General features: G+C 70.6%; 19 protein-coding genes. 14 read left to right on the top strand and 5 right to left on the bottom strand.

The annotated features are described in order from the left end of the window. Position 1: 1 nt before the first annotated feature. Genes QE399_RS03395 through QE399_RS03385 form a run of 3 tightly spaced genes read right to left on the bottom strand, consistent with a single transcriptional unit; the run spans position 2 to position 2308 of the window. Positions 2–892 carry an amidohydrolase family protein gene (locus tag QE399_RS03395; protein ID WP_309826108.1) on the bottom strand — a complete coding sequence of 297 codons (891 nt, stop codon included), beginning with the start codon at positions 890–892 and terminating at the stop codon, positions 2–4. Positions 893–929: 37 nt separating this feature from the next. Next, complete coding sequence (locus QE399_RS03390) at positions 930–1370, bottom strand: RidA family protein (protein WP_309826106.1); 441 nt, start codon at positions 1368–1370, stop codon at positions 930–932. Further along, complete coding sequence (locus tag QE399_RS03385; protein ID WP_309826104.1) at positions 1328–2308, bottom strand: Bug family tripartite tricarboxylate transporter substrate binding protein; 981 nt, start codon at positions 2306–2308, stop codon at positions 1328–1330. The genes QE399_RS03390 and QE399_RS03385 overlap by 43 nt, the downstream gene beginning before the upstream one ends. 219 nt (positions 2309–2527) lie before the next feature. Between QE399_RS03385 and QE399_RS03380 the strand changes: the two genes are divergently transcribed. Together QE399_RS03380 and QE399_RS03375 are read left to right on the top strand one after the other, a co-directional pair. Further along, the gene (locus QE399_RS03380; protein WP_309826103.1) at positions 2528–3172 is read left to right on the top strand and encodes a flavin reductase family protein; all 645 of its coding nucleotides are present in this window, start codon (positions 2528–2530) and stop codon (positions 3170–3172) included. After that, complete coding sequence (locus QE399_RS03375; RefSeq protein WP_309826102.1) at positions 3172–3966, top strand: IclR family transcriptional regulator; 795 nt, start codon at positions 3172–3174, stop codon at positions 3964–3966. The genes QE399_RS03380 and QE399_RS03375 overlap by 1 nt, the downstream gene beginning before the upstream one ends. Here the strand turns inward: QE399_RS03375 and QE399_RS03370 are convergent, their stop codons facing one another. Continuing rightward, entirely contained in the window at positions 3967–4815 is an 849-nt protein-coding gene (locus tag QE399_RS03370) for a 3-hydroxybutyryl-CoA dehydrogenase (RefSeq protein WP_309826101.1), read from the bottom strand. A gap of 92 nt (positions 4816–4907) precedes the next feature. Here QE399_RS03370 and QE399_RS03365 point away from each other — a divergent pair, with 92 nt between their 5' ends. The 8 genes from QE399_RS03365 to QE399_RS03330 all read left to right on the top strand — a co-directional run bounded on the left by QE399_RS03365 (position 4908) and on the right by QE399_RS03330 (position 12954). After that, positions 4908–6125, top strand: coding sequence for a sensor histidine kinase (locus tag QE399_RS03365; protein ID WP_309831913.1), 1218 nt, complete (start codon positions 4908–4910; stop codon positions 6123–6125). Further along, positions 6122–6814, top strand: a complete 693-nt coding sequence (locus tag QE399_RS03360; protein ID WP_309826100.1) for a response regulator — start codon at positions 6122–6124, stop codon at positions 6812–6814. Before QE399_RS03365 ends, QE399_RS03360 begins: the two co-directional genes overlap by 4 nt. A 154-nt stretch (positions 6815–6968) precedes the next feature. Next, positions 6969–8369, top strand: coding sequence for a CmpA/NrtA family ABC transporter substrate-binding protein (locus QE399_RS03355; protein WP_309826099.1), 1401 nt, complete (start codon positions 6969–6971; stop codon positions 8367–8369). Positions 8370–8372: 3 nt separating this feature from the next. Continuing rightward, the gene (ntrB, locus tag QE399_RS03350; protein WP_309826098.1) at positions 8373–9248 is read left to right on the top strand and encodes a nitrate ABC transporter permease; all 876 of its coding nucleotides are present in this window, start codon (positions 8373–8375) and stop codon (positions 9246–9248) included. Positions 9249–9255: 7 nt separating this feature from the next. Continuing rightward, on the top strand, positions 9256–10119 hold the full coding sequence (locus tag QE399_RS03345; protein ID WP_405043120.1) for an ABC transporter ATP-binding protein: 864 nt from the start codon (positions 9256–9258) through the stop codon (positions 10117–10119). Positions 10120–10200: 81 nt separating this feature from the next. After that, positions 10201–10644: a cyanase gene (gene cynS, locus QE399_RS03340; protein WP_309826095.1), complete on the top strand. Its 444-nt coding sequence runs from the start codon at positions 10201–10203 to the stop codon at positions 10642–10644. Positions 10645–10978: 334 nt separating this feature from the next. Beyond that, entirely contained in the window at positions 10979–12220 is a 1242-nt protein-coding gene (gene purT / locus QE399_RS03335) for a formate-dependent phosphoribosylglycinamide formyltransferase (protein WP_309826093.1), read from the top strand. A 107-nt stretch (positions 12221–12327) separates the two neighbouring features. Further along, positions 12328–12954, top strand: a complete 627-nt coding sequence (locus tag QE399_RS03330; protein WP_309826091.1) for a LysE/ArgO family amino acid transporter — start codon at positions 12328–12330, stop codon at positions 12952–12954. On the opposite strand, the gene QE399_RS03325 is transcribed toward QE399_RS03330, so the two are convergent. Further along, positions 12929–13948, bottom strand: coding sequence for a LacI family DNA-binding transcriptional regulator (locus QE399_RS03325; RefSeq protein WP_309826087.1), 1020 nt, complete (start codon positions 13946–13948; stop codon positions 12929–12931). The genes QE399_RS03330 and QE399_RS03325 overlap by 26 nt on opposite strands. Positions 13949–14207: 259 nt before the next feature. Here QE399_RS03325 and ptsP point away from each other — a divergent pair, with 259 nt between their 5' ends. The 4 genes from ptsP (at position 14208) to QE399_RS03305 (ending at position 20537) form a co-directional block, all read left to right on the top strand. Next, entirely contained in the window at positions 14208–16775 is a 2568-nt protein-coding gene (ptsP, locus tag QE399_RS03320) for a phosphoenolpyruvate--protein phosphotransferase (RefSeq protein WP_309826085.1), read from the top strand. 118 nt (positions 16776–16893) lie between these two features. Then, complete coding sequence (locus QE399_RS03315) at positions 16894–17880, top strand: 1-phosphofructokinase family hexose kinase (protein WP_309826084.1); 987 nt, start codon at positions 16894–16896, stop codon at positions 17878–17880. Positions 17881–17898: 18 nt separating this feature from the next. Beyond that, positions 17899–19716 (top strand): fructose-specific PTS transporter subunit EIIC, encoded by a 1818-nt coding sequence (locus QE399_RS03310; protein ID WP_309826082.1) that lies wholly within the window; start codon positions 17899–17901, stop codon positions 19714–19716. Further along, on the top strand, positions 19713–20537 hold the full coding sequence (locus tag QE399_RS03305; protein ID WP_309826081.1) for a shikimate 5-dehydrogenase: 825 nt from the start codon (positions 19713–19715) through the stop codon (positions 20535–20537). The genes QE399_RS03310 and QE399_RS03305 overlap by 4 nt, the downstream gene beginning before the upstream one ends. Positions 20538–20744: the final 207 nt, after the last annotated feature.

The following is a 20744-nucleotide window of genomic DNA, read 5'->3' as shown; positions in this document are numbered from 1 at the left end:
GTCAGTCGGTGTCGAACCCGAACAGGCGGGCAGGGTTGGTGACGAGGACGCGCTCGCGCGTGGCGGCGTCGGGCGTGAAGCGGTACAGCAGTTCCAGCAGATCGCCTTCGTTCGGCGGCTGCCTGACCGACACGGGGTGGGGCCAGTCGCTGCCCCAGATGCAGCGCTCCGGCGCGGCGGCGATGAGCCGCTGGGCGAGCGGCACCACGTCGTCCCACGGGAAGCCCTGGCGGGACAGCTTTTCCGACAGCGACAGCATCACCCACACATTGCCGCGCTCCAGCAGGCGCAGCACGCAGGCCAGGCTGGGGTCGGCGTCGCCGCGCGACGGGTCGATGCGCCCCATGTGGTCCATCACCACGGGGACCTGCAGGTGCTCGAAGGGCTGCATCTGCTCGGCGATGCCGGTGGGCTCGGGCTGCACCTTCACGTACCAGCCCAGTTCCTCGACCCGTGCCAGGGCGCGCTCCATCTGCGCCGGCGTGAACGAGATGCCCAGGCCGCCGCGCGTGAACCGCGCGCCGCGCACACCGGCCTCGTGCAGCCGCTGCAGGTAGGCGTCGTCCCGATCCAGCAGCACCGCCGCGTTGGCACAGCCCCGGTAGCGGCTGGGCCCGCCGCCCGCATTGAGCGCGGCCAGGGCGTCCAGCACCACCGCATGGTCGGCGCCATAGGTGGTGGCCTGGACGATCACGCCCCGGGTGATGCCCAGGGTGGCATGCAGGCGCTGGGCCACCTGCCAGGTGGCGGAGGGCATCTCGTAGGCAGCGCCGGCGCGCACGGGGTACTGCGCGGGCGGACCGAACACATGGAACTGGCTGTCGCAGGCCAGCGGGGGCGGCAGCGGCACCGGCGCGCGGGGCTGCGGATCGAAGGGCAGGTAGTCGGGCATGGGGCGTCTTGGGGGCGTTGGCGCGGGGTGTGGGGGCTCAGGCGATATAGGCGGTGAAGCTGCACTCGATGAGCTTGCCCATGTCGAGTTCGGGCGCGTGGATGGCGTGGCGCGCCGGGCGCGAGGCCGGGTCGGGGAACATCGCCAGCCACGGGGCGTTCAGCGCCGGGCGCTGGCTGCGGTCCTTCATCCAGACGGTCAGCTTGGCGATGTCCGCCGTGCTGCCGCCGGCCGCCTCGACGATGCGGCGCACGTTGTCCAGCATGAAGCGGCATTGCGCTTCGATGGTGGGCGCAATCTCCCCCGTGGCCGGGTCGGTGCCCAGCACGCTGCCGCTCTCCAGCAGCGGGCCGACGCGGCACGCGGCCGGAATGGGGTTCTTGTGGCTGAAGTCGCCGATGTGGATGCTGGTACGCGCGGCCGGGGCCTGCCGGCTCAGTCGGCCGTGATCTGCGCTTGCTGGATGATCGGTGTCCATCGCTGGTCTTCCTGGGTCAGGTACTGGGTGAATTGCTGGGGCGTGCTGGCGCGGGCCTCCGAGCCGAGCGCGCGGAAGCGCTCCTGCACGGCCTTGTCGGCCAGGATCTGCTGCAGCGTGGCGGACAGCCGCTGCACGATCTGCGGCGAGGTGCCCTTGGGCGCGAGCAGGCCGGTGAAGGTCTCGGCGCTGAAGCGGGGAAAGCCCGACTCGGCGAGCGTGGGCACGTCGGGCAACTGGGGCAGGCGCTGCGGCGAGGTCACGGCCAGCACGCGGGTGCGGCCTGCCTGCACGAAGGGCAGTGCGACCGACAGCTGGTCGAAGTTGAACTGCACCTGCCCGCCCAGCAGATCGGTAGTGGCGGGCGCGTTGCCCTTGTAGTGCGCGGTGGTCCAGCGGGCGCCGCTTTCGCGCTGCAGGTATTCGCTCACCAGGTGGTTGGTGGTGCCGGCGCCCGGCGAGGCCATGATCACGTCGTTGCCCTTGACCTTGGCGGCCTCGAGCAGCTCGCCCAGCGTGCGAAAGCGCACCTTGGGATGCACCTGCAGCAGCAGCGGCGTGAACGACACGGAGCTGACCGGCACGAAGTCCTTCTTCCAGTCGTAGACGTTGCGCTTGAAGATCAGCGGCGAGAACAGCACCGGACCATTGGCGCCCATGAAGAAGGTGTAGCCATCGGGTTCGGCCTTGGCGACCGCCTCGCCCGCGATGAGCCCGCCGGCACCGGGGCGGTTGTCCACCACGAAGGGCTGGCCCAGGCGTTGCTGCAGCTGCTCGCTGATGATGCGGGCGGCCCCGTCCACGTTGCCCCCTGGTGGGTAGGGCAAGACCAGCTTGACGGGCTTGTCGGGCCAGCTGCCCGGCGGCTGGGCGTGGGCCAGCGGGGCGGCCAGGGTGCAGGCGAGCAGGCCTGCGCGCAGGATGGATCTTCGGTGCATGCGATGTCTCCGTTGGGGGCTGTGCCGCGGTGCGGCCGCCCTGGTCTCGTTGTGAATGCATCGTAGGCCGCGCACCCCGCTCGCAACAATGCCGGTATCGCCAAAACGTCCACATGGTGGAACGATTGGGTGCTTCGGCATGGCCTGGCCGCGCCCGCGATTTGCACAATGGCGGCCAGCGCCCGTTTTCGAGGGCGGACCGAACCTGCCGTACGCACCATGACCCCTTCGCACACGACCCTTGCCGCGGACTCCCTCGATCCGGAGGCCACCTATCGCCTGATGAGCGGCATCGTCGTGCCGCGGCCCATCGCCTGGATCACGACCCTGTCGGCGCAGGGCGTCGTCAACCTGGCGCCGTTCTCGTGCTTCACCTTCGTGTCCAACAAGCCGCCGCTGCTGGGGGTGAACATCGGCCGCAAGGCCGGGCGCCTCAAGGACACGGGCGCGCACATCCACGAACGTGGGGAATACGTGGTGAACATCGGGCATGGCGGGCAACTGCATGCCATCCATGAGAGCAGCGCCGAGCATGCGCCGGACGTGAGCGAGGCCGAACTGCTGGGCCTGGCCACGGTGCCGAGCGGCCACATCGCCGTGCCGCGGCTGGCCGATGCACCGGTGTCGATGGAATGCCGGCTCGAGCGCGTCATTCCCTTCGGACTCACCGGGGCGGAGTTCTTCGTGGGCGAGGTGCTGGCTTTCCATGTCCGCAGCGACCTGCTGCAGGCGGGCAAGATCGACACGCGCGCGCTGGACCCGGTGTGCCGCATCGGCGGGCCCAACTACGCCACGCTCGGCGAGATCATCACCTTGCGCGGCATGGCTCAGACGGCCAAGACCGTGGTGGGCGGCGGGGCCTGATGCCGGCGGCTGCCCCGCACGACCGCCGTGACGGCGCGCAGAGCATCCGCCGCGCGGTGGCCGTGCTGCGCATCGTGGCGGCGGGGCAGGAGCATGGGGTGCGGCTCACCGATGTGGCCGGCGCCACCGGCCTGAACCGCCCCACCGCCCACCGCATCCTGCGGGCACTGGTGGGCGAGGGCGCCGTGGAGCACGACGCGGCCACGCGCCGCTATCGGATCGGGCGGGAGGTTTCGCTGATGGGGCTGGCCCGGCCCGCCGGCCTGCCCCTCCGGTCGCTGGCCGCGCCTTACCTGCGCGCCCTGAGCGAGGAGCTGGGTGACACCTGCTTCCTGACCATCCGCAACGGCGATGACTCCGTGTGCCTGGACCGTGCGCTCGGCAGCTACCCGATCAAGGTGCTGTCGATCGAGGTGGGGGCGCGCCGGCTGCTGGGTGTCGGGGTCAGCGGGGTGGTGCTGCTGGCCGCGCTCGACTACCCGGAGGCGGTGCAGATCATGGAGCGCAATGCCGGCCGGCTGCGTGGCCTGCGGCTGCAGGCGGCCGAGATCCTGGAGCGCGGCGCTCAGGCACGGGTGCAGGGCTATGCCTATGCCGCCAACGGCGTGGTGCGGGGTACGCGCGCCGTCGCGGTGCCCGTGCGCACGCCCGCCGGCAAGACCGTGGCCGGCATCGCGGTCACCACGATCTCCTCGCGCCTGCCGGAGGCGCGGCTGCAGACCGTGGTGGGCGCCATGCAGGCGTGTGCCGCGCGCATCGGCGCGGCCGTTTCGGAGCGCGCCCTGCCAGCCTGATCAGTAGGCGTACACGCCGCGGCCCGTCTTGCGGCCCAGGCGGCCGGCGGCCACGTATTCCTTGAGCAGCGGGCAGGGGCGGTACTTGCTGTCGCCGAACTCTTCCAGGTACACGTTCATCACGGCCAGGCACACGTCCAGGCCGATCATGTCGGCCAGCGCCAGCGGGCCGATGGGCTGGTTGCAGCCCAGCTTCATGCCGGCGTCGATGTCCTCGGCCGTAGCCAGCCCTTCGGCCAGCACGAAGAAGGCCTCGTTGATCATCGGCACCAGGATGCGGTTGACCACGAAGCCCGGCGCGTTCTTCACGGTGATGGGGCTCTTGCCGAGCTTCTCGGACAGCGCCTTGACCGTGTCGTGCGTGGCATCGCTGGTCTGCAGGCCGCGGATGATCTCCACCAGCGCCATCATCGGAACCGGGTTGAAGAAGTGCATGCCGATGAACTTGTCCGGGCGGGACGTGACGGCGGCCAGCTGGGTGATGGAGATGGACGAGGTGTTGGAGGCGATGAGCACCTCGGGTCCCACGAGCGCATCGACCTGTTTGAGGATCTTGACCTTCAGGTCGTGGTTTTCGGTGGCGGCCTCGATGACGAGCTGCGCGGCCTTCAGGTCGTCGTAGTTCGTCGAGGTCTTGATGCGGGCCAGGGCGGCGGCCTTGTCCGCCTCGGTGCATTTTTCCTTCTTGATGAGCCGGTCCAGGCTGCCGGCCACGGTGGCCAGGCCCTTCTGCACCGCAGCGTCGGAGATGTCCACCATCACTACGTCGATGCCGGAAACCGCGCACGCCTGCGCGATGCCGTTGCCCATGGTGCCCGCGCCGATGATGCCCACTGTGCTGATCGTCATATCGAATGCCTCTGTTTCGAAGGTAAGTCAGGAAAAAGGATGCCCTGATGGTATCGGCAGTGCCGGGCATGCCCATTGCTTGCCTGGTCGCCATGGAGACGACACAGGACGTGGCATGGCCGGGCCCGGGGCACACCCCCTGGGAGCACCGCCTGCGCCTGCTGCTCGATTCCACCGATGAAGGCGTGTTCGGCATCGACCTGGCCGGCAACTGCATGTTCATCAACCAGGCCGCGGCGCGCATGATCGGCAGCGCACCGCCGGCCGTGCTGGGCCGCAACATGCATGCGCTCACGCACCATTCCCATGCCGACGGCGCCCACTATGCCGAGGCGGACTGCCCGATCTTCAACGCCTTCCGCCGCGGCATGCCCTGCCGGCTGGACAACGAGGTGTTCTGGCGCCAGGACGGCAGCAGCTTCGCGGTGGAGTACTCCAGCCACCCCATCGTGGAGGACGGGGCGGTGCAGGGCGCGGTGATCGCCTTCGTGGACATCACGGCCCGCCGCCACGCGGCCGAGGAACTGCAGCGCGCCCACGACGGGCTGGAACTGCGCGTGGCCGAGCGCACGCAGGCCCTGTCGCAGGCGCTGCAGCAGCTGCGGGAGCTGTCCGCCTATTCCGAACGGGTGCGCGAAGAAGAGCGCACCCGTATCGCGCGCGAGGTGCACGACGAACTGGGCAGCCTGCTGGTGGCCCTGAAGATGGACGTGAACTGGCTGCACAAGCGGCTGGGCGAGCAGGCCCAGCGCAGTGCCAGCGACGCGGACGCCATGCGCTCGCAGATGCGCTGCAAGTGCCAGAACATGAGCCGGTCGATCGAGACCGCCGTGGACAACGTGGGCCGCATCATCACCGACCTGCGCCCCAGCATCCTGGACCACCAGGGCCTGTGGGCCGCGCTGGAATGGCAGGCCCAGGAGTTTGCGCAGGCGGCCGAGATGGCGCTGGACTGGCGTTGCGCCGTGCCCGGGTCGGGCGGGGGCCTCCCCGACGACGACGCCACGGCGGTGTTCCGCATCTTCCAGGAGATCCTGAGCAACATCGGCCGACACGCGCGCGCCGGCGCCGTGGCGGTGGACATCGCGGTGCGCGGGGGGCATCTGCAGCTGCGTGTACAGGACGACGGCGTAGGCGTGGAGCGTCAGGCGCTGGAGGCGCCCACGTCCTACGGCGTGATGGGCATGCGCGAGCGCGCGCGGCAACTCGGCGGGCAGCTGCACATCACCAGCGCACCCGGCGCGGGCACCTGCCTGCTGCTGGAGGTGCCTTGGGCGGTTGCCGCACCACGGCGCGGGGCGCCGGCATGACCGGGGGCGCCGCGCCCATCCGCCTGCTGCTGTGCGATGACCACCGCATCGTGCGCGAGGGGCTGCGCCAGGTGCTGTGCGACCCGGCCAACGGCGCGCCCGAGATCCTCATCGCCGCCGAGGCCACGCAAGGGGACGACGTGCTCGATCGCGTGCAGGCGCTGGCCGGCCGTACTGGGCTGGACCTGGTGCTGCTGGACATCGCCATGCCCGGACTGGACGGCCTGGAGGTGCTGCAGACCCTGCGCCGCCGCTGGCCCGACCTGCCCGTGCTGATGCTCAGCACCTACCCCGAACGCCAGTACGCCGCACGCTGCCTGCAGATGGGCGCGGCCGGCTACCTGCACAAGAGCGCCGACCCGGACGACATGGTGGCCGCGGTGCGCAAGGTGGCGGGTGGCGGCTGCTACCTGTCGGATGCGGCAGCCCAGGCGCTGGCCGGCGCCGTGGGCCGCACCAGCGCGGTGCGGTCGGCCGGGGGCCGGGCGGCGGGGGTGGAGGCCTTGTCGCACCGGGAGTACCAGGTCTTTCGCCTTCTCACCGCAGGGCACAGCGTGGGCGAAATCGGTGCGCAATTGCGGCTGGCGTCCAACACGGTGAGCACCTACCGCGCCCGCATCCTGGAAAAGACCGGCGCGCGCAACGATGTGGAACTGGCCCTGCTGGCGCAGCAGGCCGCCGGCGGCTGATCCACGGCGGATCGGCGGCAAAGCGTGTAGGGCTGGCACTACGGGCCGTAGGGCTTGGGGGCATGAAATCGCTGCACCGGGGCCGGCAGGGCGCGTTCTGGCCCGCCGCTTGCGAGAAGGCCGGCATCGTCTTCAGTCTTCACGGAGGTGCCCCATGTCCGACTACTTCTCGCCCTACGACGCCGATCGCCCGCTGATGATGCGCTGCTCCTGCGGCCGCGACCACAGCGTGGCCGATCACCAGGCCGAAGCGGCGGCGCAGGCCACCGCCACGCTGCGCGAGCGCAGCCTTACCGCCGATTTCGAGGCCTACAGCCAGGAGTTCATCGAGGCCACGCTGGTCAAGGCGCTCTTTCCGCACGACGCGGTGCGCCGCCGCTTCCTGCGCGCCGTGGGCAAGGGCACGGCCATGGCCGCCATCGGCAGCGTGCTGCCCGTGGCCAGCCTGCAGGCCATGGCGCAAGAGAAGGGCGCCATCGAGAAGAAGGATCTCAAGATCGGCTTCATCCCGATCACCTGCGCCACGCCGCTGATCATGGCCCACCCCCTGGGCTTCTACAAGCAGCAAGGGCTGAACGTGGAGGTGGTGAAGACCGCCGGCTGGGCGCTCATCCGCGACAAGATGCTCAACAAGGAGTACGACGCCACGCACTTCCTGAGCCCCATGCCGCTGGCGATCTCGTTGGGCGCCGGCTCCAACGCCGTGCCCATGAATGTGGCGACCATCCAGAACACCAACGGCCAGGCCATCACCCTGGCGAACAAGCACAAGGACAAGCGCGATCCCAAGCTGTGGAAGGGCTTCAAGTTCGCGGTGCCGTTCGAGTACAGCATGCACAACTTCCTGCTGCGCTACTACGTGGCGGAGCACGGCCTGAACCCCGACACCGACATCCAGATCCGCGTGGTGCCGCCGCCCGAGATGGTGGCCAACCTGCGGGCCGGCAACATCGACGGCTACCTCGGCCCCGACCCGTTCAACCAGCGCGCGGTGTACGAGGAGATCGGCTTCCTGCACCTGCTCACCAAGGACCTGTGGAGCGGCCACCCGTGCTGCGCCTTCGGCACCAGCACCGAATTCATCCAGAAGAACCCGCAGACCTTTGCCGCGCTCTACCGTGCCGTCCTCACCGCGGCAGCTATGGCGCGCAAGGCGGAGAACCGCGAGCTGATCGCCAAGGTCATCGCACCTTCCCAGTACCTCAACCAACCCGAAACGGTGCTCACGCAGGTGCTGACGGGCAAATTCGCCGATGGCCTGGGCAAGATCCAGAACGTGCCCGACCGCGCCGACTTCGACCCCATCCCGTGGCAGAGCATGGCGGTGTGGATGCTCACGCAGATGAAGCGCTGGGGCTACCTCAAGGGCGACGTGAACTACAAGCAGATCGCCGAGAAGGTGTTCCTGCTGACCGACGCGAAGAAGCACATGAAGGAGCTGGGCCAGAAGGTGCCCGACGGCGCGTACCCACCCTTCACCATCATGGGCAAGACGTTCGACCCCGCCCAGCCGGAAGCCTACCTGCAGGGCTTTCCCATTCGCCGGCAGGGCTGAGCCATGCGCGCCTCGCTCTCCATCAAGGCGGCCCTGGTGTCGGCCTTTCTGCTGCTGGCGCTGCTGGGCCTGTGGGCGGCGGCCACGCAGCACACAGCCGGTGCCGGCAGCCCTGCGGCAAGCCTGACCGCCGAGGAAATCGAATACCAGAAGATGCTGGGCAAGGACCCGGGCGGCAGCGGGGGCGGTGCGTCCGCCAGCGGCTTTCCCACGCCCGCGCAGTTCGGGGCCACGGCCTGGAAGCACCTGGCCGATCCGCTGTACGACAACGGGCCTAATGACAAGGGCTTTCTGATCCAGCTCGGCCATTCGCTGGCGCGCGTGGGGCTGGGCTTCGCGCTGGCCTGCCTGGTGGCGGTGCCGCTGGGCTTCGTGATCGGCATGAGCCCGCTGCTCGACCGCGCCTTCGCGCCCTTCATCCAGGTGCTCAAGCCCATCAGCCCGCTGGCGTGGATGCCGCTGGCGCTCTACACGATCAAGGATTCGTCCATCTCGGGCATCTTCGTGATCTTCATCTGCTCGGTCTGGCCCATGCTGCTGAACACCGCCTTCGGCGTGGCGTCCGTCAAGCGCGAATGGCTCAACGTGGCGCGCACGCTGGAGGTCTCGCCCCTGCGCAAGGCCTTCCTGGTGATCCTGCCCGCCGCCGCGCCCACCATCCTCACGGGCATGCGCATCAGCATGGGCATTGCCTGGCTGGTGATCGTGGCCGCCGAGATGCTGGTGGGCGGCACCGGCATCGGCTACTTCGTGTGGAACGAGTGGAACAACCTGTCGCTCTCCAACGTGATCTTCGCCATCGTGGTGATCGGCGTGGTGGGCATGCTGCTCGACCTGGCCTTCGCCGGCCTGCAGAAGGCGGTGACCTATGTGGAATGAGAACGCCATGGCCCCTGCAGCCGCCCAGCCCGGCGTGGCCACCGCCGCAACAGCAGCAAACGCGGCAGCATCCTCAGCTCCGCGCTTTCTGCAGATCGAGCGCCTCGGCAAGGCCTACGCGCCCACGCGGCCGGTGTTCGCCGACGTGTCGTTCGAGATCGCGCGTGGCGAGTTCGTCTGCATCATCGGCCACTCGGGCTGCGGCAAGACCACCATCCTGAACGTGCTGGCCGGCCTGGACAGCGCCACGGCGGGCCACGTCTTCATGGACGGGCGCGAGGTGGACGGCCCGGGCCTGGAGCGCGGCGTGGTGTTCCAGAGCCACGCCCTCATGCCGTGGCTCACGGTGCGCCAGAACATCGCCTTCGCCGTCAAGTCGCGCTGGCCCGACTGGACGGCCGCACAGGTGAAGGCGCACGTGGAGAAGTTCGTCGCCATGGTGGGCCTGCTGCCGGCCATCGACAAGAAACCGTCGCAGCTGTCTGGCGGCATGAAGCAGCGCGTGGGCATTGCCCGGGCGTTCTCCATCCAGCCCAAGATGCTGCTGCTGGACGAGCCTTTTGGCGCCCTGGACGCGCTCACGCGCGGAACCATCCAGGACGAGCTGATGGGCATCGTGCGCGAGACGCAGCAGACCGTCTTCATGATCACCCACGACGTGGACGAGGCCATCCTGCTGGCCGACCGCATCCTGCTCATGCGCAACGGCAGCGACACGCCCGCCAGCTATGTGCCCGGCGGCATCGCCGAGGTCGTCGCCAACCCGCTGCCCCGCAGCCGCACCCGCAGCGGGCTGCACCACCTGGACGGCTACTACGCGCTGCGCAACCACATCGTCGACTTCCTCGTCACGCGGGCCCACGCGCACTGAGCGGCTCGCCCGCGCTCTTCCTTTTTCCTTCTTCTTCCTCTTCCTCTTTCTCTTCTTTCCACACCACCGGAGGCACAAGCCATGAACCGTCTCGAAGTGACCGAAAAAATCATCAGCACCAAAGTGTCCAAGGGCCTGCAATGGGCCGACATCGCCAAGAAGGTGGGCCAGTCCAAGGAGTGGACGACGGCCCTGTGCCTGGGCCAGATGACGGCCACGCCCGCACAAGCCAAGATCGTCGGCAAGATCTTCGGGCTCACGGCCGAAGAGCAGAAGTGGCTGCAGGTCGTGCCCTACAAGGGCTCCCTGCCCACGCCCGTGCCCACCGATCCGCTGATCTACCGCTGGTACGAGGTGGTGAGCGTGTACGGAACCACCATCAAGGAGCTGATCCATGAAGAGTTCGGCGACGGCATCATGAGCGCCATCGACTTCAGCATGGACATCCAGCGCGAGGCCGATCCCAAGGGCGACCGGGTGAACGTGGTGCTGTCGGGGAAGTTCCTGCCGTACAAGCAGTATTGACATCGGCACACCCCCCTGAGGCGCTGCGCGCCTTCCCCCCGCTCTCGCCTTGCTGCGCACGGCGGGCAGGGGGACGCAGCCCTCGCTGCGGGGCGGCCCTTGCTCGGCTGCTGCTGGTCTTGGGCCGTGCCAGTGGTGGAGGCCGCGGGTCTTGGCTTGAAGCGTAGCCCTTAGAGTTCTGCGCAGGGAGCCTTACCGCGCTCGTGCGGCGCGGACGGCAGTAACGCCATGGATGACAGTGCCCCGCGGAGCGCAGTCGCTCTATCATCGCGGGCTGTGTAGCGCCCACCACTGGGCGCTCTCCCTCCCTCCAACTTTCTGCCCTGATCTGCCCATGACCACCCTCGGCACCCCCCTCTCGCCCTCCGCCACCAAAGTGATGCTGCTCGGCAGCGGTGAACTGGGCAAGGAAGTCCTCATCGCCCTGCAGCGCCTGGGTGTCGAAACGATTGCCGTGGATCGGTACGAGAACGCGCCCGGCCAGCAGGTGGCGCACCATGCGCGCACCATCACCATGAGCGATCCGGCGCAGCTCAAGGGCCTGGTCGAAGCCGAGCGTCCGCACCTGGTCGTGCCGGAGATCGAGGCCATTGCCACCCCCATGCTCGAAGAGCTGGAAGCCGCCGGCACCGTGCGCGTCATTCCCACGGCCCGCGCCGCGCGCCTCACCATGGACCGTGAAGGCATCCGCCGCCTGGCCGCTGAAACGCTGGGCCTGCCCACCAGCCCCTACCGCTTCTGCGATTCGGTGGAGGAACTGCAGGCTGCCATCGACGGCACCGACGGCCAGCCCGCCATCGGCTTCCCCTGCGTGGTCAAGCCTGTGATGAGCAGCTCCGGCAAGGGCCAGAGCAAGCTCGACGGCCCGCCCGACGTGCAAAAGGCCTGGGACTACGCCATGGCCGGCGGCCGCGTGAGCCATGGCCGCGTCATCGTCGAAGGCTTCATCGACTTCGAATACGAGATCACCCTGCTCACCGTGCGCGCCAAAGCCGCCGACGGCAGCATCCAGACATCCTTCTGCGAACCCATCGGCCACAAGCAGGTCAGCGGCGACTACGTGGAAAGCTGGCAGCCCCAGCCCATGCCATCGCTGGCGCTGCAGCGCGCCAAGGACATCGCCAAGGCCGTGACCGACGATCTGGGCCGCGGCCTGGACGGCCAGCCCTCGGGCCTGGGCCTGTTCGGCGTGGAGCTGTTCGTGAAGGGCGACGAGGTCTGGTTCAGCGAGGTCAGCCCGCGCCCGCACGACACCGGCCTGGTCACCCTGGCCACCCAGCACCAGAGCGAATTCGAACTGCACGCCCGCGCCATCCTGGGCCTGCCGGTGGACCCCAGCCTGCGCAACCCCGGCGCCAGCGCCGTGATCTACGGCGGCGTGGATGCGCAAGGCATCGCCTTCGACGGCGTCGATGAAGCCCTGGCCGTGCCCGGCACCGATCTGCGCCTCTTCGGCAAGCCGGAGAGCTTCACCAAGCGGCGCATGGGCGTGGCCGTGGCGCGGGCTGCCGATGTAGACACCGCGCGTGCCAATGCCAAGCTGGCGGCGGGGAAGGTGAAGCCGCGGGTGGCTTGACCGGGCCGCTGAGCCGCAGGCCCTGCCGCATGAGCCGGGCCACAGATAAAATCCTGGGCATTCTTTGACCCACCGGTCCAGCTTGAGAGGTTGTCGGTTCTTCCGACATGCTCGACCTCTCTGCTGCCGCCATGCAAGGCTTCTTGCTTGCCCTGGGCCTCTTCATCTGTCCCGGTCCTAAAGACGTTCTCGTTTTTCGTGAAGCCCTTTTGGGCCGTTCTCGCGCGACGCTCGTCGCCATCAGCAGCGGTAGCGACCTGGTCCTGATTGCGGTGGGCGTCCTGGGCGTCTCTGCCGCGCTGGAAACCTTCCCGGCTCTCCAGGTGCTCTTGCAGGCTGCTGGAGTGGCATTGCTCACGGGTCATGCCCTGCAAGCGGCGCGCGCTGCTGCCCTGGGGTCTGCCGACGCGCTGGCGCCTGCGGCACAACCCTGCGACCGAAGGTGGATACGTCGTCTTCTGGCCATGTCGCTTGGCAATCCTGCCTCGTGGCTCGACACCATGGTCATTCTGGGCTCGGTGGGGGCGGCGCTTCCCGCCACGGCCAGCCTGACGTTCTCTGCCGGCGCTTTTCTTGCGTCCATCGTCTGGTTCACTGCGTGGGTGGCTCTGGCAAGAGGTGCCAGCCACTGGCTGATCTCGTCCAGGAGCTGGCGCATGGTGGATGCGGTGACAGCGATGGCGATGCTGGGGATGGCGCTTTGGCTGCTCACGGACCTCGTGGCCAGGGTCTGACGGTCCCCGCAATGCGCCCCGCGCTGGACCCCCGCACCACCAGCGCCCCTTCCAGCACCACCTGCCGCACCGGCCGCGCCGGGTCCTGCATGCGCTGCAGCAGCAGCTCCGCCGCCGTGCGGCCGATGTCGTAGGTGGGCTGCGCCACCGTGGTGACATCCAGCGCAGGCAACGAAGTCCAGTCGTTGTTGTCGAAGCCCGCGATGCCAATGTCGTGCGGCGGGCGCAGGCCGGCGGCCTGCACGGCCTGCAGGGCGCCCAGCAGCAGCAGGCCGTTGGTGGCCAGTAGCGCATCGGGCCGGTCGGGGCCGGACAGCAGCTGGGCCGTGGCGTGTTCGCCGGCCTCGCGCGTCGGGTCCATCCACACCGGCTGCGGCGCCAGGCTGCGGGCGGCCAGGGCCTCTGCATAGCCGGCGTGGCGCTGCTGCCCGGTGGTGCTGTGGGTGCCCGCCAGCAGGGCGATGCGGCGGTAGCCGTTGTCCAGCAGATGCTCGGTGGCGCGGCGGGCGGCGGCGTGGTTGTCCAGCACCACGCGGTCGGCGCGCGTGGTGTCCAGCGCCCGGTCCACCAGCACCAGGGGGAAGGGCCAGGCCTGCGGGCGCAGCTGCTTGAGGCCGGCCATGGTGGGCGACAGGATCACGCCACTGGCCTGCTCGTCGGCCATCAGTTCCAGGTACGACTGCTCCTTGGCCGGGTCTTCGTCGCTGTTGCACAGGATGAGCCGCAGCCCGTGGCGGTAGGCCACGTCTTCCACGGCGCGGCCCACGTCGGTGAAGAAAGCGCTGCGGATGTCCGAAACGATCAAGCCCACCAGCGAGGCACGGCGCTGGCGCAGGCGGCGTGCCGCCAGGTTGGGGCGGTAGGCCAGTTCGGCGATGGCGCGCTCCACCTGCTCGCGCAGCGGCGCGCGCACGGCCCCGGGCGTGCTGAGCACGCGCGAGACGGTGGTGGTGGATACGCCGGCGCGTTGCGCCACGTCCTTGATGCTGGCCACGCGGATGGCTCCTGAGAAGGGTGGGGACGAAAGAAGGAATACGAACCGTCTGAAATGGTATCGATTCCTCACAAGGTTGGAAAGCGCGGGTGAACCAAGGCGTTCATTCGGGTCCTCCACGGCTGCGCAGAGACCCTTCGGATCAGTGTTTTCCCTTGGTTTTCAGGCGTGGGGCCGTCGAGAGTGCTTGCTGGCAGCCAGAGGAGCAGCCCATAATCCCATTTTGGAATCGATACCAAATTTCGCAGGAGACATTGCCATGTCCACCATTCCGGTCGAGGTGCGCCTGGGCGCGGCCCCGCACAACCGCGAAGACGCCGTGCGGGCCGCAGGCGCCTTGCTGGCCCAGGCCGGCCACATTCAGCCTGCCTATGTCGACAGCCTGCTGCAGCGCGAGAAGGTGGCCAACACCTTTCTGGGCGAGGGCCTGGCCATTCCCCATGGCATGGTGGAAGACAAGCACCTGGTGCGCCGCACCGGCCTGGCCGTGCTGCAGGTGCCGGCCGGCGTGCGCTGGGGCGACGACGCCAAGCAGGCGCACCTGGTGGTGGCGATCGCCGCGTCGTCGGACGAGCACATCCAGGTGCTGCGCCGTCTCACCCGCGTGATGCGCGACGGTGCGCTGATGCGCCGGCTGGCCACGACCACCGACGCCGGGGAGATCGTGCGCGCCCTCACAGGCGACGATGCCATGGGCGGTGCGCAGGGCGGCAGCGGCGCCCCGCCGGTGCTGGAGGACTTTCCCCTGGGCCGCGAGCTGTCCTTGAACTACCCCAACGGCCTGCACGCGCGCCCCGCCGGCGAATGGGCCCGCGTGGCCGGCCGCTTCAGCGCGCGGGTGCATGTGCGCTGCGGCGACACGGTGGCCGACGCCAAGAGCGTGGCCGCGCTGCTGGGCCTGGGCGCCGGGCGGGGCGCACAGCTGCGCCTGTCGGCCCAGGGCACGGACGCGGCGGCGGCACTCTCCACGCTGCACGCCACCATCCAGCGCTTGGGCGAGGAGGAAAGCCGGCAGGCCGAACTGTCCGCCGCGCGGCAGGCGCAGGCCCAGGGGCTGGGCGCGGAGCTGGGCGACTGGCAGCCCGCCGCGCGCCGCACCTTCACGGGCATCGCCGCCAGCCCCGGGCTGGTGGTGGGCACGCTGGTGCAGGCCGCAGGCACCGAGCTGGAAGTGGAAGACCGCTTCACCACCATCGCCGAGGAAGCCGCCCAGCTGGACCGCGCGCTGGCCGCTGCGCTGGGCCAGTTGCAGCAACTGGCGGACGATGCGAAGGCCGGCGGCCGCGCCGAGCAGGCCGCCATCTTCACCGCGCACCAGGGCCTGCTGCAGGATGCCGACCTGCTGCAGGCCGTGAGCCGCCAGGTGGTGCAGCGCCACGGCGCCGCCTGGGCCTGGCGCCATGCCATGGCCGAGCGCGTGGCCGCGCAGCGCGCCCTGGCCGACGCCACCCTGGCCGCCCGCGCAGCCGACCTGCAGGACGTGGGCGAGCGCGTGCTGCGCCACCTGCTGGGCCGCGGGCACGAGTCCGCCGACGTGGCCGCTGCCTGGCCGCACGACGCCATCCTGCTGGCCGACGACCTCTCGCCCTCCGTCACCGCGCAGATCGACACCAGCCGCGTGCGCGGCTTCTGCACTGCGCGCGGCGGCCCCACGGCGCACACCGCCATCCTGGCGCGCGCGCTGGGCCTGCCCGCCGTGGTGGCGGCCGGCCCGGGCGTGCTGCCGGACGGTGCGGGCGATACGTCGGCGCCCGCGCTGGCCGGCGCCGTTGCCATCCTCGACGGCTACCGCGGCCGGCTCTACGTGGGCCCGAGCGAGACCGCGCTGATCGAAGCGCGCGAGCGCATCGCCCGGCTGGCGCGCCGCCAGGAGGAAGAGGCCCGCACCCGCCAGCAGCCCGCCACCACCACCGACGGCCACACGGTGGAGATCGCCGCCAATGCCAACCGCGCCGACCAGGCGGTGAAAGCGCTGGAGGCCGGCGCCGAGGGCGTGGGGCTGATGCGCACCGAGTTCCTCTTTCTGGAGCGCGACACGGTGCCCGACGAAGACGCCCAGTACAGGGCCTACCGCGCCATGGCGGAGGCCTTGCAGGGCAAGCCCCTGGTGGTGCGCACGCTGGACATCGGCGGCGACAAGCAGGTGCCGCACCTGGACCTGCCGGTGGAGGACAACCCCTTCCTCGGCGTGCGCGGCGCGCGGCTGGCGCTGCGGCGCGACGACCTGTTGGTGCCCCAGCTGCGGGCGCTGTACCGCGCCGCGCGGCACGGCCCGCTGCAGGTGATGTTCCCCATGATCAGCACGGTCGAAGAGGTGCGCACGCTGCGGCAGCGCATGGAAGCCGTGCGCGCCGAACTGAAGGCGCCTGCCGTGCCGGTGGGCATCATGATCGAGGTGCCATCGGCCGCGCTCATCGCCGACCGGCTGGCCGCGCATGTGGACTTCTTCTCCATCGGCACCAACGACCTCACCCAGTACACGCTGGCGGTGGACCGCCAGCACCCCGAGCTGGCCGGCATGGCCGACAGCCTGCACCCCGCCGTGCTGCGCCTCATCAAGCGCACGGTGGCCGGCGCCCGCCCGCACGGCCGCTGGGTGGGCGTGTGCGGGGGGCTGGCCGGCGAGCCGCTGGGCGCCGCGCTGCTGGTGGGCCTGGGGGTGGACGAGCTCAGCATGAGCACCGGCGACATCGGCACCGTCAAGGCCCTGCTGCGCCGCCACAGCCTGGCCGAGCTGCAGGCGCTGGCCCAGCGCGCGCTGCAGGTGGACACGGCCGACGAGGTGCGCGCCCTGGGCGCCGAGCTGCGACCTGCGGCGGCTTCCTGAACCCTGCGCCATCGAAAGGATGATGCTATGCAATCAATAGCTGCTTGCGCTGATGGAATAAGCGCTGGAGGCCGATTTGGCTTGAAGAGTCGGGCCGGGTCCGCCGCAGGAGCCCGCCATGGCTGATCCGCGCCTCTTCACCATCACGCTCAACCCCGCCATCGACCACACCGTGCGCGTGGCCGCGCTGGTGCCCGGCGCCGTCCACCGCGCCCAGGGCGACCAGCGCGAGGCCGGCGGCAAGGGCGTGGGCGTGGCGGCCGTGCTGGCCGCGCTGGGCCGGTCCGTCACCGCCACCGGCTGGCTGGGCGCGGACAACGACGGTGTGTTCGTCGACGCCTTCGCGGCCCGCGGCATCGACGACGCCATGCTGCGCCTGCCCGGCGCCACCCGCACCAACATCAAGATCGCCGACGCGTCGCGCGGCGACTCCACCGACATCAACCTGCCGGGCCTGTCGCTGGCGCCCGATGCGCTGGCCCACGCCGAGGCCGGGCTGCTCGCCCTGCTGGCCGAGCGCGTGCAGCCCGGCGACTGGTGCGAGCTGGCCGGCAGCCTGCCCCCCGGTGCCGATGCCGGCGTGTGGGAGCGCATCGCCCGCGCCCTGCATGCGCAGGGCGCGCACATCGCCATCGACACCGGCGGCGCCGTGCTGCGGGACCTGCTGCGCGTGCTGGCCGATCCGGCCCGCGGCGCGGTGGTGCCGGTCGCCTTCATCAAACCCAACCAGGCCGAACTGGAAGAGCTGGCCGGCCACGGGCTGCCGACGCGGGCCGAGGTGGCCGCCGCCGCGCGCGGGCTGTGCCAGGACTTCGGCGTGGGGCAGATGGCCGTGTCGCTGGGCGGCGAGGGCGCCGTCATCGCCACGGCTGCGCACTGCTGGCATGCCGCCGCGCCGCGCGTGCCCGTGGCCACCACCGTGGGCGCGGGCGACGCGCTGGTGGCCGGCACGCTGGCTGCGCTGTCGCAAGGGCAGCCCATGCCCGGCGCCGCCCTCTTCGGCATGGCCTGCGCGGCTGCGCGCATCCAGCGCATCGCGCCCGGCCTGCCGCCCCGCCGCGAGGTGGACGCCCTGGCCGCGGCCATCTCGGCGCAGCCGATCTGAACGCAGGAGACCCCCACCATGGCCCAACTCATTGCCATCGCCGCGAGCCAGGCCGGCCCGGCCCACAGCTTCATGGTGGCCGAGGCGCTGCGCGCCGCGGCGGAAAACGCCGGCCACCGGCTGGCGCTCAGCGTGCACAGCAGCCTGGGCACGCAGGGCGCGTTCAGCGATGCTGAGCTTGCTGGCGCCGCCGCCGTCATCGTGGCGGCCGACATGCCCGTGGACCGGCAGGAACTGCTGGGCCAACTGGCCGCGCCTGTGCACGAGGCCACGCCCCAGGCCGTGCTGGCCGATGCCGCCCGCGTGGTGCGCGAGGCGCTGGCCCGGAGCACCGGCGCTGCGGGCGCTGCCCTGCCTGCCGCAGCGGCGCCTTCTGCCGCGGCGGCGCAGACCCCGGCCGGCCCGTTGAACATCGTCGCCATCACCTCCTGCCCCACGGGCGTGGCCCACACCTTCATGGCCGCCGAGGCGCTGGAGCAGGGCGCGCAGGCCCTGGGCCACCGCATCAAGGTGGAGACGCAGGGTTCCGTCGGCGCGCAGAACACCCTCACCGCGGCCGACATCGCGGCGGCTGACCTGGTGGTGATCGCGGCGGACACCCAGGTCAACCGCGACCGCTTCGCCGGCAAGCGCCTGTACGCCACCGGCACCAAGGCCGCCATCCACGATGCGGCGGCGGTGTTCGCCCAGGCGCGCGCGCAGGCCGCGGTGTGGGGCGGCCCGGCCGCACCGGCAGCGGCGCAGGCGGGCAGCGGTACGGCGCCCGGCGCGGCGGCCCCGCGTGAATCCGCGGGCGCCTACAAGCACCTGATGACCGGCGTGTCGTTCATGCTGCCCTTCGTGGTGGCGGGCGGCCTGCTGATCGCGCTGGCGTTCGCGCTGGGCGGCATCTACGTGTACGACGACGCGCACAAGGGCACGCTGGGCTGGGTGCTGTTCCAGGTGGGGGCCAAGGCGGGCTTCGCGCTCATGCTGCCGGCGCTGGCGGGCTACATCGCCTATTCCATCGCCGACCGGCCCGGCATTGCGCCCGGCATGATCGGCGGGCTGCTGGCCGGCACCGTGGGGGCGGGCTTTCTGGGCGCCATCGCGGCGGGGTTCATCGCCGGGTATTCCGTGCACTGGCTGAACCGGTGGATCCGCCTGCCGCGCGGGCTCGACGGGCTCAAGCCCGTGCTGATCCTGCCGCTGCTGGGCGCGGCCATCGTCGGCGTGCTGATGATGATGGTGATCGGCGCGCCCATGGCCGCCGTGATGGGCGCGCTGACCGACTGGCTCAAGGGCCTGCAGACCGGCAGCGCCGTGCTGCTGGGCATCATCCTGGGCGCCATGATGGCCTTCGACATGGGCGGGCCGGTGAACAAGGCGGCCTACGTGTTCTCCACCACGCTGATTGCCAGCGGCGTGGCCAACCCCATGGCCGCGGCCATGGCGGCCGGCATGACGCCGCCGCTGGGCATCGCCCTGGCGTGCTGGCTGTTCAAGAGCCGCTTCACGGCCGAGGAGCGCGAGGCGTCCAAGGCGTCGGCCGTGCTGGGCCTGGCCTTCATCACCGAGGGCGCCATTCCCTTCGTGGCGCGCGATCCGCTGCGCGTCATTCCGGCCTGCGTGCTGGGCTCGGCCGTGGCCGGCGGCCTGTCGATGGCATGGAACATCGGCCTGCAGGCGCCGCATGGCGGCATCTTCGTGCTGGCCATTCCCAACGCCGTCAACCACGTGCTGCTGTATGCCGCCGCCATCGTGGCCGGGTCCGTGGTGACGGGGCTGGCGCTGGGCGTGCTCAAGCGGCGGCTGCCGCCGGCAGCGGCGGCGGCAGCCACAGGGCCCGCGGCATGACGCTGCGCCTGACGAAGGACACGCAGCTGTGCATGTCCCTGGCCGCGCGGCCCAGCAGCATCGGCACGCGCTTCCACAACTTCCTGTACGAGGAACTGGGGCTGGACTACGTCTACAAGGCGTTCACCACCACCGACCTGTCGGCGGCGATCGCCGGCGTGCGCGCCCTGGGCGTGCGCGGCTGTGCCATCTCCATGCCCTTCAAGGAGGCGGTGATCCCGCTGGCCGACGCGCTGGACCCGTCGGCCGCGCGGCTGCAGTCGGTGAACACGCTGGTGAACGAGGGCGGCCGCCTGGTGGCCTACAACACCGACTACCTCGCCGTGCGGGCCTTGCTGGCGCAGCACGGCGTGCCGCCCGGCCTGCGGGTGGCCGTGCGCGGCAGCGGCGGCATGGCGCGTGCGGTGCTGGCCGCGCTGGTCGATGCCGGCCTGCGCCAGGGCACGGTGGTGGCCCGCAACGCGGTGGCCGGCCGGGCGCTGGCCGCCGCCCACGGCTACGCCTGGCAGGGCGATGCGCAGGGCGACATCGCGGCCGATGTGCTGGTCAACGCCACGCCCCTCGGCATGGCGGGCGGTGCCCAGGCCCAGGCGCTGGCCTTCACGCCCGCGCAGGTGGCGGGCGCGACCTGGGTGTTCGACGTGGTGGCCCTGCCGGCCGAGACGCCGCTGATCGCCGAAGCCCGCCGCCAGGGCCGCCCAGTCCTTACCGGCGCGGAGGTAATCGCGCTGCAGGCGGCCGAGCAGTTCGCCCTGTACACCGGCGTGCGGCCCACGGCGGACCAGGTGGCGCGGGCTTCGGCCTTCTCGCGGGGCGGGTAGCCGCGGAGGGCCACCTGGCAACCGCCCACGCCCATCCCCCTTCGGCAGCGCGATTGTGAATGCTATTTAATTAATAGCTACATGCGCTTGCTAGGTAAGCGATGGAGGCCGAAGTGCCTTGAATCCGCTTTCTGCGGACCGCTTGCCGCAGAGGGGGCCGCTCTGCCGCCCGCCGGGTACCAGCCGTCTGCAGCGCCTGCCAGTCCC

Origin of the sequence: Paracidovorax wautersii (assembly GCF_031453675.1) — a bacterium.
In the GTDB taxonomy this organism is placed as follows: Bacteria; Pseudomonadota; Gammaproteobacteria; order Burkholderiales; family Burkholderiaceae_C; genus Paracidovorax.
The sequence above is the reverse complement of the archived record's forward strand: the minus strand, read 5'-3'. Positions and strand labels throughout refer to the sequence as shown.